The organism is Thermococcus waiotapuensis (assembly GCF_055384795.1).
This window is the reverse complement of record NZ_AP042429.1, coordinates 1,108,316-1,123,116: the sequence shown is the minus strand read 5'-3', so window position 1 is coordinate 1,123,116 and position 14,801 is coordinate 1,108,316. Positions and strand designations below refer to the sequence as shown.

15 protein-coding genes are annotated in these 14,801 nt (G+C 56.1%); 11 read left to right on the top strand and 4 right to left on the bottom strand.

Translation table 11 applies throughout. The features are described from left to right. The first annotated feature begins 2 nt into the window (after nt 1-2). The 9 genes from ACZ47M_RS06240 to nuoI are packed head-to-tail and all read left to right on the top strand — an operon-like array spanning nt 3 to nt 8,234. Nucleotides 3-710, top strand: coding sequence for a Na(+)/H(+) antiporter subunit B (locus ACZ47M_RS06240; RefSeq protein ID WP_315343528.1), 708 nt, complete (start codon nt 3-5; stop codon nt 708-710). Continuing rightward, nucleotides 707-1,051, top strand: coding sequence for an NADH-quinone oxidoreductase subunit K (locus tag ACZ47M_RS06235; protein ID WP_315343438.1), 345 nt, complete (start codon nt 707-709; stop codon nt 1,049-1,051). The genes ACZ47M_RS06240 and ACZ47M_RS06235 overlap by 4 nt, the downstream gene beginning before the upstream one ends. Continuing rightward, the gene (locus ACZ47M_RS06230) at nt 1,048-2,535 is read left to right on the top strand and encodes a proton-conducting transporter transmembrane domain-containing protein (RefSeq protein ID WP_315343440.1); all 1,488 of its coding nucleotides are present in this window, start codon (nt 1,048-1,050) and stop codon (nt 2,533-2,535) included. The genes ACZ47M_RS06235 and ACZ47M_RS06230 overlap by 4 nt, the downstream gene beginning before the upstream one ends. Further along, entirely contained in the window at nt 2,532-4,385 is a 1,854-nt protein-coding gene (locus ACZ47M_RS06225; RefSeq protein WP_315343442.1) for a proton-conducting transporter transmembrane domain-containing protein, read from the top strand. The genes ACZ47M_RS06230 and ACZ47M_RS06225 overlap by 4 nt, the downstream gene beginning before the upstream one ends. Nucleotides 4,386-4,388: 3 nt before the next feature. Then, nucleotides 4,389-5,318, top strand: coding sequence for a respiratory chain complex I subunit 1 family protein (locus tag ACZ47M_RS06220; protein ID WP_315343444.1), 930 nt, complete (start codon nt 4,389-4,391; stop codon nt 5,316-5,318). 10 nt (nt 5,319-5,328) lie between these two features. Next, nucleotides 5,329-5,907: a NuoB/complex I 20 kDa subunit family protein gene (locus ACZ47M_RS06215; protein WP_315343531.1), complete on the top strand. Its 579-nt coding sequence runs from the start codon at nt 5,329-5,331 to the stop codon at nt 5,905-5,907. After that, entirely contained in the window at nt 5,904-6,419 is a 516-nt protein-coding gene (locus ACZ47M_RS06210) for an NADH-quinone oxidoreductase subunit C (RefSeq protein ID WP_315343447.1), read from the top strand. Before ACZ47M_RS06215 ends, ACZ47M_RS06210 begins: the two co-directional genes overlap by 4 nt. Before the next feature lie 10 nt (nt 6,420-6,429). Beyond that, nucleotides 6,430-7,605: an NADH-quinone oxidoreductase subunit D gene (locus ACZ47M_RS06205; protein ID WP_315343535.1), complete on the top strand. Its 1,176-nt coding sequence runs from the start codon at nt 6,430-6,432 to the stop codon at nt 7,603-7,605. A 5-nt stretch (nt 7,606-7,610) separates the two neighbouring features. After that, nucleotides 7,611-8,234 (top strand): NADH-quinone oxidoreductase subunit NuoI, encoded by a 624-nt coding sequence (gene nuoI, locus ACZ47M_RS06200; protein WP_315343538.1) that lies wholly within the window; start codon nt 7,611-7,613, stop codon nt 8,232-8,234. Nucleotides 8,235-8,284: 50 nt separating this feature from the next. On the opposite strand, the gene ACZ47M_RS06195 is transcribed toward nuoI, so the two are convergent. The 4 genes from ACZ47M_RS06195 to hjc all read right to left on the bottom strand — a co-directional run bounded on the left by ACZ47M_RS06195 (nt 8,285) and on the right by hjc (nt 13,280). Continuing rightward, a complete protein-coding gene (locus ACZ47M_RS06195; protein ID WP_315343449.1) occupies nt 8,285-9,586 on the bottom strand; it encodes a uracil-xanthine permease family protein in 1,302 nt (433 codons plus the stop codon). An 84-nt stretch (nt 9,587-9,670) separates the two neighbouring features. After that, the gene (locus ACZ47M_RS06190; RefSeq protein WP_315343451.1) at nt 9,671-11,014 is read right to left on the bottom strand and encodes a leucine/methionine racemase; all 1,344 of its coding nucleotides are present in this window, start codon (nt 11,012-11,014) and stop codon (nt 9,671-9,673) included. A 126-nt stretch (nt 11,015-11,140) separates the two neighbouring features. Next, entirely contained in the window at nt 11,141-12,895 is a 1,755-nt protein-coding gene (locus ACZ47M_RS06185) for a hypothetical protein (protein WP_315343452.1), read from the bottom strand. Continuing rightward, entirely contained in the window at nt 12,882-13,280 is a 399-nt protein-coding gene (gene hjc / locus ACZ47M_RS06180) for a Holliday junction resolvase Hjc (RefSeq protein ID WP_315343454.1), read from the bottom strand. Before hjc ends, ACZ47M_RS06185 begins: the two co-directional genes overlap by 14 nt. Before the next feature lie 113 nt (nt 13,281-13,393). Between hjc and ACZ47M_RS06175 the strand changes: the two genes are divergently transcribed. Both ACZ47M_RS06175 and uppS read left to right on the top strand, forming a co-directional pair. Next, nucleotides 13,394-13,915, top strand: coding sequence for a gamma carbonic anhydrase family protein (locus tag ACZ47M_RS06175; RefSeq protein WP_315343456.1), 522 nt, complete (start codon nt 13,394-13,396; stop codon nt 13,913-13,915). Nucleotides 13,916-13,924: 9 nt separating this feature from the next. Then, on the top strand, nt 13,925-14,719 hold the full coding sequence (gene uppS / locus ACZ47M_RS06170; RefSeq protein ID WP_315343457.1) for a polyprenyl diphosphate synthase: 795 nt from the start codon (nt 13,925-13,927) through the stop codon (nt 14,717-14,719). Nucleotides 14,720-14,801: the final 82 nt, after the last annotated feature.

The following is a 14,801-nucleotide window of genomic DNA, read 5'->3' as shown; positions in this document are numbered from 1 at the left end:
AGATGCTCAAGCGCGCACTCGCGATAATCTCCCTCCTGATAATCGGCTACTGGCTCGCCCAGGGGCTGGCCGGAGTGCCCTTTGGCCAGGACAAAATGCTCGTCGGCCAGTACTACCTTGACAACGTCAGGGAGCAGACCGGCGCTGTTAACGCCGTCACTGCAGTAGTTGTCAACTACCGTGGGTTCGATACCCTCGGCGAGGTCACCGTTTTGTTCATAGCCTCAACGGGCGTTGGGGCACTCCTCTGGAGGAAGAAGAGGGAAAGAACGGCAAAAACCGAGGGCTCGGTGGTCCTCAAAACCGGAACCGAGCTGCTCTTCCCCTTCATAGTGCTCTTCGGCGCCTACATATTCATCCACGGGCACCTGACGCCTGGAGGGGGCTTCCCTGGAGGGGCGACCATAGCCACGGCGTTCCTGTTGCTCTACATGGCCTTCGTGGGCTATGAAATCCCCCACAGGGCCTTTGAGAAGGTTGAAGGAGCGGCTGGAATGGGCTACGTCCTCGTTGGCCTCATAGGCCTTGCCATAGGCGGCTACTTCCTCTTCGACTGGATATGGCTGACCTGGAAATGGGGCGCAGGGAACATAGGAAGGCTCTTCAGCGCCGGCTTCATACCGGTGATCTACACCCTCATCGGGATTAAGGTCGGCACCGAGCTCAGCGGAATCATCGACAACATGCTCAAGGAGGAGGTGGGAGAGTGATCAGCGTTTACTACTTCGGGGCAATAAGCCTTATCCTCATAGGCCTCTACGCCGTCCTGGTAAAGAAAAACCTGCTTAAGATCCTCGTGGGCCTCAGCATAATGGAGACAGGCGTCAACCTTCTCCTCGTCAGCATAGGCTACGTCTCCGGGAGGAGCGCGCCAATCCTGAGCGAGGGGATAGGCCCCAACCAGGCCGTTGACCCGATACCGCAGGCCCTTGTTCTCACGGCGATAGTCATAGGCGTCGCAACTACCGCCATGGCCCTCAGCGCCGCGATCATCCTGTACGAGAAGTACGGCACACTCAACGTTGATGAGATGAGGAGGTTGAGAGGATGAACGGGCAGTACGCTTCACTCCTCATAGCTTTACCGCTTATCAGCGCCTTTTTCGTCCCGCTTATCAAGGGGCTCGGGGACAGGGCCGTGAAGTACTACCTGATCCTCGTAACCGCGGTCCAGGTGGGAATAGCTGGGTGGGTATTCAGAGAAGTTTACTCCACCGGAAAGCCGATAATAGTGATGGCAGGTGGTTGGAACCCGCCCGTTGGAATCAACCTCTACATAGGCCACTTCGCGGCCCTGTTCGTGGTAATAGTGGCCCTGACCAGCTTCTTCATGGCAATATTCAGTGCCAAAGCCATCGAAACCGAACCAACGGACAAGTACGCCATGCTCTTCCTGCTCCTCATGCTCGGAGCAACGGGCATGATAGCGACGGGGGACATCTTCAACCTCTTCGTCTTCATGGAGATAACGGCAATAAGTGCCTACGCGCTCACGGCCTACAACAAGACCGGTGAAGCGGCCGAAGCCTCGCTCAAGTACATGATCCTCGGCGGCATAGGTTCAAGCTTCTTCCTCGTCGGCGTGGCACTCCTCTACGGTGCCACTGGAACCCTCAACATGGCTCAGCTGGCCCAGCTTGCGGGAGGAATAAACGCCACCGTGGCCCAGGTTAGTCTCGCGCTCATAATCTTTGGCTTAGCCGTTGAGGCCGAGCTCTTCCCGCTCAACGCGTGGGCGCCCGACGCTTACCAGGCCGCCCCACATCCGATAACGGCCATGTTCTCGGCCTTCGTCGTCAAGGCGGGCCTCTACGCCATGGCGAGGATTCTCTATATCCTCAGCGCTGCCTCCGGATGGGCGGACATCACGAGGCTCCTAATTGTATTGGGCACCCTCACGGTCATCGTGGGCGAGCTCTCGGCGCTGAGGCAGAGGGACGTCAAGAGGATGATAGCCTACTCGAGCATCGCCCAGGTCGGCCTCATAGCGGTGGCCCTTGCCCTCGGAACGGCAGACGGCGTCAGCGCAGGCGTCTTCCACATGGTCAACCACGCCATAGTTAAGGCCCTCCTCTTCCTCGCGGTCGGCTACGTCGGGATAACCCTTGGCGGAACCGCGGTGGAGAACTTCGAGGGCCTCGGAAAGAGGATGCCGCTCACAGCTTTCAGCATAACAGTCGGTGCAGTGGCCGTCATGGGCATACCGCTCTTCAACGTGTTCTGGAGCAAGGTCAGGATAATCTTAGCGGCGATGGACGCCAATTACACCTGGGTGGTCGCCCTCGTTCTCGCGGCAAGCGTTGTCGAGGCGGTCTATTACATAAGGCTCATCCACACCATGTGGTTCACCGGCGAAGGGGAGAGGATCCACGAGAACATCGCCATCGGAACTATAGCCCTCTTCCTCGCTCTGCTGATAATCTTCATCGGCCTCTACCCGGACTACTTCTGGACCCTGTCCCAGAAGGCCGGCCAGGACATCTTCAACGTGGTTCAGTACGTTAAGAACGTTCCACTCATGGGGGTGGGATCATGATCAACGAGCTGGCCCTTATCGTTTTCACTCCTCTCCTTGCGGGAGTGCTCGCGTGGCTTCTCAACATTAGGGGGCTCAGGGAGGCCATAGGGGTCATCGGCGCGGCTGTGCCGCTGGCTTACGTTGCAATGCTCCATGGAAAGGCCGCCGAGGGGCTCTCCTTTGCCATAAACCTCGGCGTCTTCAACATGACCTTTGCTCTGAGCCAGCTTAGCTGGTTCTTCGTCGGCATAGCAGCCCTTGTCGGCTTCAGCGCGGTCCTTGGACTCGTCTCAACGGCAAGGGGCAGCTACGAGTGGCTCTTTGCCCTGATGAGCCTCACAGGAGCGTTCGGGGTCTTCTTAGCAAACGACCTGATGACGTTCTTCATATTCTGGGAAATAATGACCTTCGCCAGCTTCATGATGGTGCTCCGCTACAACAGGCAAGCATCGCTCAAGTACTTCGTGCTCAGTATTGTCGGAGCCTACGCCATGCTCATAGCCATAGCCTTCATCTACGTCAAGGTCGGGAGCTTTGACTTCAGCGCGGTCAGGAGTGCCTTTATAGAGGACGCCTACGCGAGGATGTTTGGAAGCGCCACCTTCAGCTCGGGGGAGCTGATGACACTCTTCGGGCTATTCCTTGTGGCGTTCGGCGTTAAGGCAGGGCTCTTCCCGCTCCACGTGTGGGCACCCGATGCCTACAGCGAAACAAACCAGAGCTACACAGCGATGTTCAGCGGCGTGCTGAGCAAGACCGGTATCTACGGCTTCATAATGATGTACATCCTCATGGGCACGAGGTTAATGGTGGAGTTCGGGATGTTCAGGAGCGCCCCGAAGTTCGGCTACATAATAGCCTTCCTCGGAGGCCTCACCATAATAGTCGGCGGCCTCTTGGCGGCCCTCCAGGAGGACATAAGGAAGCTCTTTGCCTATTCGAGCATAAGCCAGGTTGGCTACATCCTCGTGGGCATCGGTGTGGGCACGGCTTTGAGCATGCAGGCTGCCCTGTTCCACGCCCTCAGCCACGCCCTCTTCAAGGGCCTGTTCTTCCTCGCAGTGGCCACCATCGTGTACCGCACTGGCAAAACGACCTTTGCCGACATGGGGGGCCTGGCGGAGAAGATGCCCTTCACGTTTGCCATGACATTTATAGCGATCCTCAGCCTCGCGGGGATACCGCCGCTGGTGGGCTTTGCCAGCAAGTGGGTACTATTTGAAGCAGTTATAAGCCAGAATCTCCCAATACTCGGCGGCATGGTGTTCTTTGGAAGCGCCATAGGTTTCGTCTACCTCATAAGGTTCACCTACGCCGTGTGGTTCGGACAGAGGCCGACTGACCTCGACGATACAAAGGACGCGCCGCTCCCGCTGGCTGTGGGGATGGCCATACTGGCTCTCTTCAACGTCGTGCTGGGCATAGCCCCGGGCCTCGTCGCAAGGGAGCTCAACAGGATATTCGGCAGAGATATCATAGGAGGCAACCTCTTCGTCCTCGACCTGGGCTTCGGAAAGTACAACGCGCTGGCAATACTCACATACCTCATAGTGGGCATTGCCATAGCCGGGTTGATTTACTTGCTCGGTGCAAAGGCCAGGAAGGTTCCTGTCACGGACACCTACCAGTCTGGCAACCCCGTCACGATGGAGTACAACCTCACCATAAGGAGGAACTTCTTCCTCCCGCTTAAGGAGACCCTCTCTGGCTGGCTCAGGATAAGCTTTGATAAGACGTACCGCAACATCGGGGCGTGGGTTGAGGACTTCGGGGAGGTTATGCGCAACTACCTCTACAACGGAAACGTCCAGAGCTACGCCTGGTACCTGCTCCTGGTACTCCTGATCCTTGCAATCTGGGGGGTGTGAAAGATGATTGAGACGGCACTTAAGGCCCTCTTTATCCTCCTTTACGCGACGTTTGTGGGCTTCATGTTCATGGGGATAATCAGGATAGTGACGGCCAGGATACACAGGAGGGTTGGACCGCCAATCTACCAGCCCATCCTCGATACCATCAAGCTGCTCTCGAAGGAGAGCAACATAACCCACGGCTTCATCTACGACTTTGGAATCCTCTACGCGGTCGGGGCGACGATACTCGCGGTGATGTTCATACCCCTTGGAAGCATCGGTGTGCTCAGGGCCTACGGTGACCTAATCCTCATCACCTTCCTCCTCGAGATACCGATGCTCGGCATAATGTTCGCCGCAATGAGCTCCGGGAACCCGTGGGCTGGCATAGGTGCCCAAAGAGCCCTGCTTACCCTGCTCGCCATACAGGTTCCTCTCGGCTTTGCGATAGTTGCCTTAGCTGAATACTACGGCACCTTCAGCACCTACGAAATAGTTATGGCCCAGCAGATAAGAGGGTGGAGCATTGCCCACTTCCCGCTCCTGCTCGCGGCGATAGCCTATGACCTCGTCCTGCAGGCGATGTTTGGAAAGGAGCCCTTCGACATCATGATCGCTCCGGGCGAGATATCCCTCGGGCCGATGGTCGAGTTCGGCGGCAAGCACATGGGGCTCCTGAACATCCAGCACGCCATAGCGCTCTTCGCGGAGACGCTGTTCTTCAGCAACATCTTCCTCGGCGGCGGCGTGGTCACGGCCTTCTCCAGCTCGGTGCTCAACACAATAGCGGGCCTCCTGGTGCTCCTAATCAAGCAGATAGCCGTGCTCCTCGTGGCTACGTTCATGGCGGCGATATTCCCGAGGTTCACAATAGACCAGGCGGCGAAGTTCTACTGGAAGTGGCCGACCATAATAGCGGCGCTCGGGGCGATCTTGGCAAGTCTGTGAGGTGATGGAGATGGTCGACTGGAGACTCTTTGATCCTCTCATTGAGTACGCAAGAAAGAGGAGCATGTGGATTGTAGCGTTTTGTACAGGTTGCGGCGGTATAGAGATGCCGCCCCTCGCCACCGCCAGGTACGATTTCGAGCGTTTCGGTATGATGCCCAATCCAGCGCCCAGAATGGCAGACCTGTTCCTCATCACTGGCTACGTTACGCCGAAGACGCTCAAGAGGATTATCATAACCTACGAGATGCAGCCTGATCCAAAGTACGTTTTAGCCCACGGCTCGTGCCCGCTCAACGGTGGCGTCTACTGGGACGCTTACAACGCAATAAAGCACCTCGACAAGTACATCCCCGTGGATGTGGCCATAGCCGGCTGCATGCCGAGGCCAGAGGCCGTGATGGACGGGATTCAGAAGATGATGGAGCTCATAGAGACGGGCAAGGCCGACGGCTGGAAGAGGTACAGGGAGAACTACGAGTACTACAAGAAGAACCAGGACGAGCTCTTTGGGGAGGGCTGGCGCGAAAGAACAGCGAGGATGTGGATACCATGGCTGATGAAGGGCAACAACAGAGGGGAGGAATGAGCATGGGAGAGGAAATCGTGAGCACGCTCCTTGAGAAGGCCCCCTACGCGGAGGGGAAGGTCAGAAGGGAGAGGAGGCTTGAGTTCCGGGTTCCAGCTGACAGGATAGTGGACTTCCTCCGCACGGCGAAGGCCCACGGCTTTGAGCTCCTCCTCCAGATAACCGCGGTCGACTGGCCTAAAGAGGGCGAGATAGAGCTCGTTTACCAGCTCTTCAGCGTAAGCCATGGCACCCACGCCATGGTCAAGACGAGGGTTCCCAGGGACAATGCGAGGATCTCGAGTGTCATGGATGTTTATCCCGTCGCGGAGACCTACGAGAGGGACGCACACGAGTTCTACAGGGTCATCTTCGAGGGCAACCCCAAGCTGTCAATGCCCTGGATACTCGAAGAGGAAGACAGGGAAGCCGGCGTTTCCCACAGGAAGGACTTCGACATGCTCTCCTACGTGAAGAAGAAGTACAAGCTCCTCGACAGGTTTGATGAGGATAAGGAGAACTACGTGATATGAGGTGATGGTCATGACCTCACAGGAAGAGCTCGTTATGGAAGCGAGGGCCAACGGGATGGAGCTGCTCCCCCTGGAGAAGGACACCTACGAGCTGTTCTTCGGTCCACAGCACATGGCTACCGAGAACTACAGCCTGATCCTCAAAATGGACGGCAACAGGGTCGTTAAGGCCATAGCCAACCCCGGGTTCCTCCACAGGGGCTTTGAAAAGCTCGCGGAGTACAGGCCTTGGTATACGAACATAGCCCTCCTCCTCAGAATATGCGTCCCGGAGCCAGACGTCCCGGAAGCGATATACTCAATGGCCGTTGATGAACTCATGGGGTGGGAGGTTCCCGAGAGGGCCCAGTGGATTAGAACAACAGTGCTGGAGATGGCGAGGGTTAGCGCCTACCTCTTCTGGATCATGGGACTGAGCTTTAAGCTCGGTGTTTACACTGCTGGACAGTGGGCCGCTGCTTATAGGGAGAGGTTCATGGCACTCTTCGAACAGCTCACCGGAGCAAGGGTCTACCACATTTATACCATCCCCGGGGGAGTAAGGAGGGACATACCGGGCGACAGGTGGCTCAGGGAGCTCAGGGACACCGTAGAGTACCTGAAGGGCAAGCTCAAGGACTTCGATAACGTGCTCTTCGAGAACTACATCACCTACAAGAGGCTTGAGGGTATAGGCGTCATGGACAGGAAGTTCGCCCTTGAGGAGGGCGTAACCGGACCAAACCTCAGGGCCACGGGCGTCCCCTACGACGTCAGGCGCGTTGACCCATACCTCCTCTATCCCGAGCTCGACTTCGAGGTTCCGGTTCTCAGGGAAGGTGATACCCTCGCGAGGGCCCTCATCAGGCGCTTCGAGCTCGAGCAGGACCTCTACATACTCGAGCAGCTCCTCGACATGGGGCCGCCGGGCGGGCCCTACAAGGTGGATCACCCGGGCCTCAAGTCCCTTCCGAGGTTCAAGGTTCCCGCGGGGGATGCCTTCGCCCACGTCGAGGCCACGAAGGGCGACTTTGGTGCCTACGTAGTCAGCGATGGCAACAACAAGCCCTACAGGGTTCAGATAAGGGGGCCGAGCATAGCCCACGGTATCAGGGTCATAGAGCAGTTGCTCGTTGGCGCGAGACTCGCCGATGTGCCCGTCATATTGATGAGCCTTGACAACTGCCCGCCCGACATAGACAGGTGATGGAGATGGAGGAGGTTACCTTTAAGATCGCCCAGGAGAGTAAGGTCAGGAAGAAGCCCTCATTCATCAAACCCTGGCTGGGCCTCAAGTACCTCTTCAAGAAGCCAGTCACGATAAAGATACCCTATGAAACGATAGAGCCGGCGAAGGACTACAGGGGCTTCCACACCCTCAACTGGAAGACCTGCATAGGCTGCAACATGTGCGGGCAGATATGCCCGGCCAGGGCAATAGAGATGACGTGGATAGAGGGGGAGAAGAGACCTCACCCGAAGATAGACTACGGAAGGTGCACGTTCTGCCAGTTCTGCGTTGAGGTCTGCCCAACGGGAGCCCTCGGCTTCGTTGAGAGCTACATGCTCACGACGGAGTGGAAGGAGGAGGAGCTCCAGCTCTTTGACTGGGTGCCCATTCCCCCGGAGAAGTTCAGGGAGATACAGGAAGCTCACAGGGACTGGAAGTTCCCCGTGGAGAGGATGGAGTTCAACAAAGAGACCAGGGAGGTAACCTACCACCTCAGGGACGGAACGGAGTTCAGGTTCAGGATCCTGGGCTACGGCCTCAAACCTCCCGCTGCTAAGCCAGCCGAAAAGAAAGAAGCGGAGAAGTCAACCGAGAAGCAGGAGTGAAGTTTCTTTTCTCCCCCTACTTTTCCGGGGAGTTTCTGAGAAAAAGAAGTTCAGAGGATCCTCTCGAGGATTATCGCCGTTAGGGCTCCAACGGCCATCCCCGACTCAAGGATGCTCGCTATGAGTTTCGGGAAGTGCCCCAGGAACTCCGGCGGGAGCTGCGGTGCCCCGAGGCCCGCTATAAGCGCTGCAGCCAAGATTAGCGTGTTCCTCTCGGTGAACTCCACTCTTTCCTTTATCAGCCTCAGCCCCGTGACGCTTATCATGCCATAGAGTGCAAGCGTCAGCCCACCGAGGACGGGAGCCGGCATGGAGGCGAGTATTCCGGCGAACTTCGGCAGGAGGGAGAGGAATACCAGTATCACCGCGCCCACCTGAACCACGTGCCTGCTGCCGATCTTTGTGAGTGCAACGACGCCGATGTTCTCCGAATAGCTCGTCGTCCCGCAGGCGCCTAGGAGGCCAGCTATGGAGCAGGCCAGGCCCTCCGCACCTATTCCCCTTGCGATGTGTTTTTCTGTTATCTCAGAACCCGTTACGGTGGCTATGGCGTGATAATCGCCGACGCTCTCGATGATGCTCACCATGAAGGCAAACAGGAGGAGGACTATGGCGCTGGCATCGAAGATGGGTGCCCCCCACGGGAAGACGGAGGGCACGCCGAGAACCGGCAGGCTCTTAACGAGGTCGAAGTTGGTCAATCCGAGCGGGACACTGATAAGGTAGCCAACCACGACACCCGCCACCACGGGCATGGCCTTAAGGCTTCCCCTTGCCCTGAGCGCCACGAAGACTGTGGTGAGGAAGGTTATCAGGGCTACTGCACTGGACTTCACGAGTGTTTCGCCGGCAGGGTCAGCGTAGAAGTTGAAGAAGTTCTTTACAGCAACGTCTGCCAGGCTGAAGCCGATGAGGGTTATCGTCACACCTGTAACCAGGGGAGTGAAGAGCTTCCTGACCTTTCCTATTATCCCGAGCCAGCCTATTGCCGCCTCAATCAGACCGCCGACGAGGAGTGCCCCCTCAACAGCGGCCATTCCGAGGGAAGAGCCTATGGATATAAGCCCTGGTATGAAGGCAAAGCTCGACCCCTGGACTATCGGATAGCGGGAGCCTATAGTAGTCTGGAGCAGCGTCGCTATGCCCATCGTCAGCAGAACCGCCTGTATCATGAGGGCAATCTGGTTGCCGCTTAGACCTACGGCACCGCCGACAACGAGCGGCACTGTCACGGTCGCTCCAAACATCGCAAGAACGTGCTGAAGGCCAAAAACGAAAGCCTTCGCGGGTTCAACCTTCTCCTCGATTCCAACCTTCAAAACCGGCTTTTCAAGTGCCTTAACGTTCTCCATTAAAGCCCGCTCAACCTGGGAGGGATTTGTTTAAAAAGTTTTTGGAAGAGGGCAGGATTAACAGAAAAATGTCAAAACTTGAGCTCACCAGCCCTGGACCTTCTCCAGAACGCTGTCCGGGACTTTCCCATTCTCGACGTCTTCTATTGCCTCCTCGAGCCTGTTGAGGCCCTCATCGAGTAATTCCTCCTCTATCGTCAGCGGGGGCTCAATCCTCAGGACGTTGCCCTGCAGGAAGGCGACTATGAGGCCCAGCTCGTAGGCCCTCCAGACCACCTTCTTGGCCTCGTCGTAGGCCCTATCCTTGGTCTCCCTGTCCTTCACAAGGTCAACGCCGAGCATCAATCCGAGTCCCCTAACGTCGCCGATGAGCTCGTGCCTCTTCTTCATCCTCTCGAGCCTGTTTTTGGCCCTCTCGCCGAGCCTTTCGGCGCGCTCTAAAAGGTTCCGCTCCTCGATTTCCTCGATAACCGCCAGGGCCGCGGCGCTCGCCACCGGGTTCCCGCTCAGGGTGAAGGCGTGGCCGAGGGGCGGTAGCGAGTCCATTATCTCGGCCCTGCCAATTACCGCGCTTATGGGCAACCCCCCGCCGAGGGGCTTGGCCAGGGTTATTATGTCGGGCTCAACTCCAAAGTGCTCTATTGCAAACCATTTTCCCGTCCTTCCGAGGCCGCTCTGGACTTCGTCCACAGCTAAGAGGATACCGTGCTCGTCTAAGATTTTCTTCAGCCTCCTGAAGTAGTCCTCCGGGGGGACGACCATGCCAGCATCTCCCTGTATCGGCTCCGCGAGGAGCAAAGCCACACCTTCGGCGTGGACTTCCCCTTCAAACTTCTCCCTGAGGTATTCCAAACACTCCATTCTGCAGCTCCCTTGCTCCTTGCCAAAGGGACAGCGGTAGCAGTTGGGGTAGGGAATGAAGTGCACCTCGCTGAGCTGGCCGACCCTGGAGCGAACCTCGAAGTCGAGGCCGGTGACGCTCATCGCGCCGTAGGTTGAACCGTAGTAGCTCCTCAGGTAGCTGATTACCGCCCTCCTGCCGGTGTAGGCCCTCGCGAACTTTATGGCACCGTCGTTGGCGTCACTCCCGCTCAGACCAAAGGCAACCTTTGGGCTTTCTACGGGTGCTATCTCCGAGAGCTTCTCAGCCAGGAGGAGCGGCTCTACCGGAAAACCGTAGATGAAGGTAAAGTGCAGAAGCCTGTCCGCGGTTCTCTTCACGGCCTCAACCACGCGCGGGTTGCTGTGGCCGACGTTCTGAACGGCCGCATCGCCCAGGAAGTCTATGTACTCCCTCCCCTCAACGTCCCATACGAGGGCGTTCCGGGCTTTGTAGGGTACTATCGGGGCATAGGTAACATGGGAGGCCCTTGAAATGTAGCGGGAGTACCGCTCAATAACCTCATCCCTCCCATAGGGATACTCCATATTTCCACCTCACCACTATACGCGTTTGAAACTAATAACGATTTCGGCGAGGGCATAAGAAGTACCGAAACGCCCATCCTCACGGGCGTCAAGAAGTGGGGCTACGCGAGGGTATTCTGAAAAAAGTCAGCCGAGGATAACCTGGAGGACCGCTTCCTCGTTAGGCTTCAGCCCGTCCACCTCCCATATCACCCTGGAGCCTTCAATCCGGACTTTACCCCTCGTCGCCCTGACCTCGAGGGCTTTCATGCCCTTCTCCCATTTGAATTTCAGGAGGGGTCTCATCCTCGGCGCCTTCAGCTTGACGAAGTAGTACCTGTCAAGTTCTTCCTCCACGACATGGGGTCTGGCAAGGGCCAGGTAAGAACTGCCTGCCAAGCCGGTAAGCGATATTACAACCACGAGAATCACCTTTAAGTCCGGCAGTCGGGATTTTTCGCCTCCCTTTCCACTGAAAGTTGAGGTGGTGTTTTTTCCCGGACTTGCTGAAGTTTTCTCCTGGGTTGAGAGGTCAATCACACCGCTGTACTCCAGGTAGCCCCTGGCTTCGGCGGTCAGGGCGAACTTCTTAGAGCCCAGCCTATCGAGTGGAATGAAGATTTTGCCGTCGTCATTGGTTCTGAGGGAAAGTGTCCCGCCGGAAGATTCAATAACAACGGTGACGTTTGGAAGGGGACTCCCGCTGGAATCGATGGCCGTCAGGACGAGGACATCCGCGCGTACTTCTGGAACCACCAGCAGTTTGTCCACCTTAACCGAAACTCCCTCAATGCAGTCACCGAGGTATAGCCTGGCCTCGTAGACGCCCGCCTGGTTGACTTTAAATGCAGCCAGGCCATTTTCATCGGTGAACAGAGTTTGGCCAAGGAGATCGACCCGTATCCCAGAAACCGGACTTCCGTTCTCCTCGCTTACTCTGATCCAGATGCTTCCGTTCTCGTACCAGGCCCCGTAGGAGTAGGGGCATTTAACCTCGACGGGCCTTGTAACAATCTCCCCATCTAAGTTTAATCTGACCAGATAAACCCCTTGCCTTGGAGGAACAAAAACAGCCTCGCCGTTTTCATCTGTGTAGAGCGTCGTCCCGTTGATCCAGACTTCAACGTCTTTTGCCGGTTTTCCGTCCGCAAAAGAGACCCTAACGAGGATCACTCCTTCCTTAAATTCTGCCGAGTAGCGGTAATTCCTGGGCATGACCTTGAAGCTTTTCTCCAATCTCTGGGAAACGTTTGAGAGATCCGCGAGTATGGCCAGAGTATAATTCCCCGCGTCAAGGCTCGGTATCCTTATCGTCTCGCTCCATCTCCTCCCGGGGTCAAGGGAAACTGTGAAGTTCCAGGAGCTGACCACGGACTCGTTCCCTTTGATGACAAAAACCCTGACTGTGCCCTCGATGGGCACGTTGGACTTCGATATCACTTGTATGTATGAGACTATATCACCGCCCGCGGTGTAGAATCCACCGATGTCCGAGCTCAGGGAGTACTGGATGAGCTTTTCAACCTTAACAACAACCCCATGCTCGAGGATGAAGTTTCCAAGCTTCCCCTCGATCCTGGCGGGGTACTCCCCCGGAGGCAGGAGGGGAACCTTCACCCTGAGGTGTACTATAGTGCTCTCCAAGGGGCCCAGGGATAACGTTTGATTTGCCCTTAAAGTCACATCTCCCGCTTTCCATACAATGCTCACGGTCAATCCGGAGAGACTCTCATTTAGGAGGTTGGTGACGCTGACCGGAACATCAAGTTCCTCGCCGGGGAAAGCATCAAAAACATCGATAACGGGGGCCATGCTGAATGGTGGTGAGTTTTCAGCAAACCCTTGAGAGCTAAAGAACGCCCCCACAAGAAAGACGACCACCAGGAGCCTAATCACCTTCATTCCTCAACACCTCCAGCAGGTTTCTCTGGACACCCAGAAGTTCTTCAAGGGTCATTCCGCTGTTTGAGTACTTTACCCCGTTTTTTCCGGATTTTACCAGTTCATCAACATCAAAAAAGCGCCATCCCCGATTTATGAACTTGACGGCCAGGACGGCCCTTCCACCGAATCTTCTGGAGAACTCGGCAAGTTTTCTGATGTCTTCATCCCCAAGGTAAACCCTGTCTGAGCGGGTACTCTTGACCTCGATGCAGAGGTAGAGCTTTCCGTTGCCCGCAATCACGTCAACTTTCTTGCTTCCGGCTGATCTAACAACCGCGAAGCCATTCTCTTCAAGGACTTTTATCAGCTCCCTTTCAGCGCTCGCTCCCTTTCTGTACCTCATGGCCATAACCTCCAGTAACTTTGCGGGCCTGTATTTATCTTTTCCTGTCCTTCGCTCAGTTTGTGGGGTTAACTTTTATAAGGGGCCTTTCGAGTTCAAATTGGTGGTGATGAATGGCGATATACTCCTTAGGCGATAAAAAGCCCAAGATACACGAGACGGCTTACATTGATGAGAGCGCAACCGTCATTGGTGACGTCGTTCTCGAGGAGAACACCAGCGTCTGGCCCTCCGCGGTTCTGAGGGGGGACATAGAGCAGATTTACATCGGCTGCTGCTCCAACGTGCAAGATAACGTGAGCATACACACCTCCCACGGCCTTCCGACGAAGGTTGGCAAGTACGTGACGATAGGCCACAACGCCGTCGTCCACGGAGCGAACATCGGCGACTACACCATAATCGGCATGGGTGCGGTAATCCTCGACGGGGCGAAGATAGGTAAGCACGTCATCATAGGGGCGGGGGCGCTCGTTCCGCCGGGCAAGGAAATACCGGACTACAGCCTCGTCGTCGGCGTTCCCGGAAAAGTCGTTAGGCAGCTCAGCGAGGAAGAAATCGAGTGGACGAAGAAGAACGCTGAAATCTACATGGAGCTGGCCAAGCTGCACCTGGAAAAGAGAAGAAGGCTGTGAGTGATTCCCATGCTGTACCGTTTAATTTCTAAGGTTCCGCCCGTTATTTTTAAGCCAGCCTATGACTTTTACGAGTCCTACCTGCTTGAGAAAGTCAAATCAGGCGAAATCCCAAAGCATGTCGCCATAATTATGGACGGAAACAGGAGATGGGCCAGAAAACTGGAAAAACCCCCATGGTACGGCCATCTTTTTGGTTCAAACAAACTGGAGGAAATCCTCGAGTGGTGCAGAGACCTGGGCATAAGGACGCTGACGGCCTATGCTTTCTCCACAGAGAACTTTAAACGCTCCCCGGAGGAGGTTAACGCCCTCATGAACCTCTTTGAGCAGAAGTTTAAGGAGCTCATCAAAGACGAGAGAGTGCACAGGTATGGCATCAGGGTGAACGTGATTGGCAGAAAAGACCTCCTGCCGGAGAACGTGAGGAAAGCGGCCGAAGAAGCGGAGAGGGTTACCAAAAAATACAACAACTACACCCTCAACCTGGCAATAGCCTATGGGGGAAGGAGCGAGATAACCGACGCCGTGAGGGAGATCGTCCAGGACGCGCTGGAGGGGAGGATAAGCCCGGACGAAATAGACGAAGACCTGATAAAGCGCTACCTCTACCACCCAAACATGCCGGATCCGGATATCGTGATCAGAACAGGGGGAGAAGTGAGGATAAGCAACTTCCTCCTGTACCAGATAGCCTACAGTGAGCTCTTCTTCGTCGACGTCTACTTCCCCGAGTTCAGGAAGATAGATTTCCTGAGGATAATAAGGGAGTACCAGAAGAGGCAGAGGAGGTTCGGGAAATAAACAATCCTCTGTGATCGAATGGACAGGTTCTGGCGATTGTCCCCGCAGTTCTGTAGAAAAGGCCCGTGGTTCATGCGTCACT

Bases quoted from the DNA above. Each gene is read 5' to 3' on its own strand.
- ACZ47M_RS06240 (WP_315343528.1), top strand. From the start codon at position 3: ATGCTCAAGCGCGCACTCGCGATAATCTCCCTCCTGATAATCGGCTAC.
- ACZ47M_RS06230 (WP_315343440.1), top strand. From the start codon at position 1,048: ATGAACGGGCAGTACGCTTCACTCCTCATAGCTTTACCGCTTATCAGC.
- ACZ47M_RS06225 (WP_315343442.1), top strand. From the start codon at position 2,532: ATGATCAACGAGCTGGCCCTTATCGTTTTCACTCCTCTCCTTGCGGGA.
- ACZ47M_RS06220 (WP_315343444.1), top strand. From the start codon at position 4,389: ATGATTGAGACGGCACTTAAGGCCCTCTTTATCCTCCTTTACGCGACG.
- ACZ47M_RS06215 (WP_315343531.1), top strand. From the start codon at position 5,329: ATGGTCGACTGGAGACTCTTTGATCCTCTCATTGAGTACGCAAGAAAG.
- ACZ47M_RS06210 (WP_315343447.1), top strand. From the start codon at position 5,904: ATGAGCATGGGAGAGGAAATCGTGAGCACGCTCCTTGAGAAGGCCCCC.
- ACZ47M_RS06205 (WP_315343535.1), top strand. From the start codon at position 6,430: ATGACCTCACAGGAAGAGCTCGTTATGGAAGCGAGGGCCAACGGGATG.
- nuoI (WP_315343538.1), top strand. From the start codon at position 7,611: ATGGAGGAGGTTACCTTTAAGATCGCCCAGGAGAGTAAGGTCAGGAAG.
- ACZ47M_RS06195 (WP_315343449.1), bottom strand. From the start codon at position 9,586: ATGGAGAACGTTAAGGCACTTGAAAAGCCGGTTTTGAAGGTTGGAATC.
- ACZ47M_RS06190 (WP_315343451.1), bottom strand. From the start codon at position 11,014: ATGGAGTATCCCTATGGGAGGGATGAGGTTATTGAGCGGTACTCCCGC.
- ACZ47M_RS06185 (WP_315343452.1), bottom strand. From the start codon at position 12,895: ATGAAGGTGATTAGGCTCCTGGTGGTCGTCTTTCTTGTGGGGGCGTTC.
- hjc (WP_315343454.1), bottom strand. From the start codon at position 13,280: ATGAGGTACAGAAAGGGAGCGAGCGCTGAAAGGGAGCTGATAAAAGTC.
- ACZ47M_RS06175 (WP_315343456.1), top strand. From the start codon at position 13,394: ATGGCGATATACTCCTTAGGCGATAAAAAGCCCAAGATACACGAGACG.
- uppS (WP_315343457.1), top strand. From the start codon at position 13,925: ATGCTGTACCGTTTAATTTCTAAGGTTCCGCCCGTTATTTTTAAGCCA.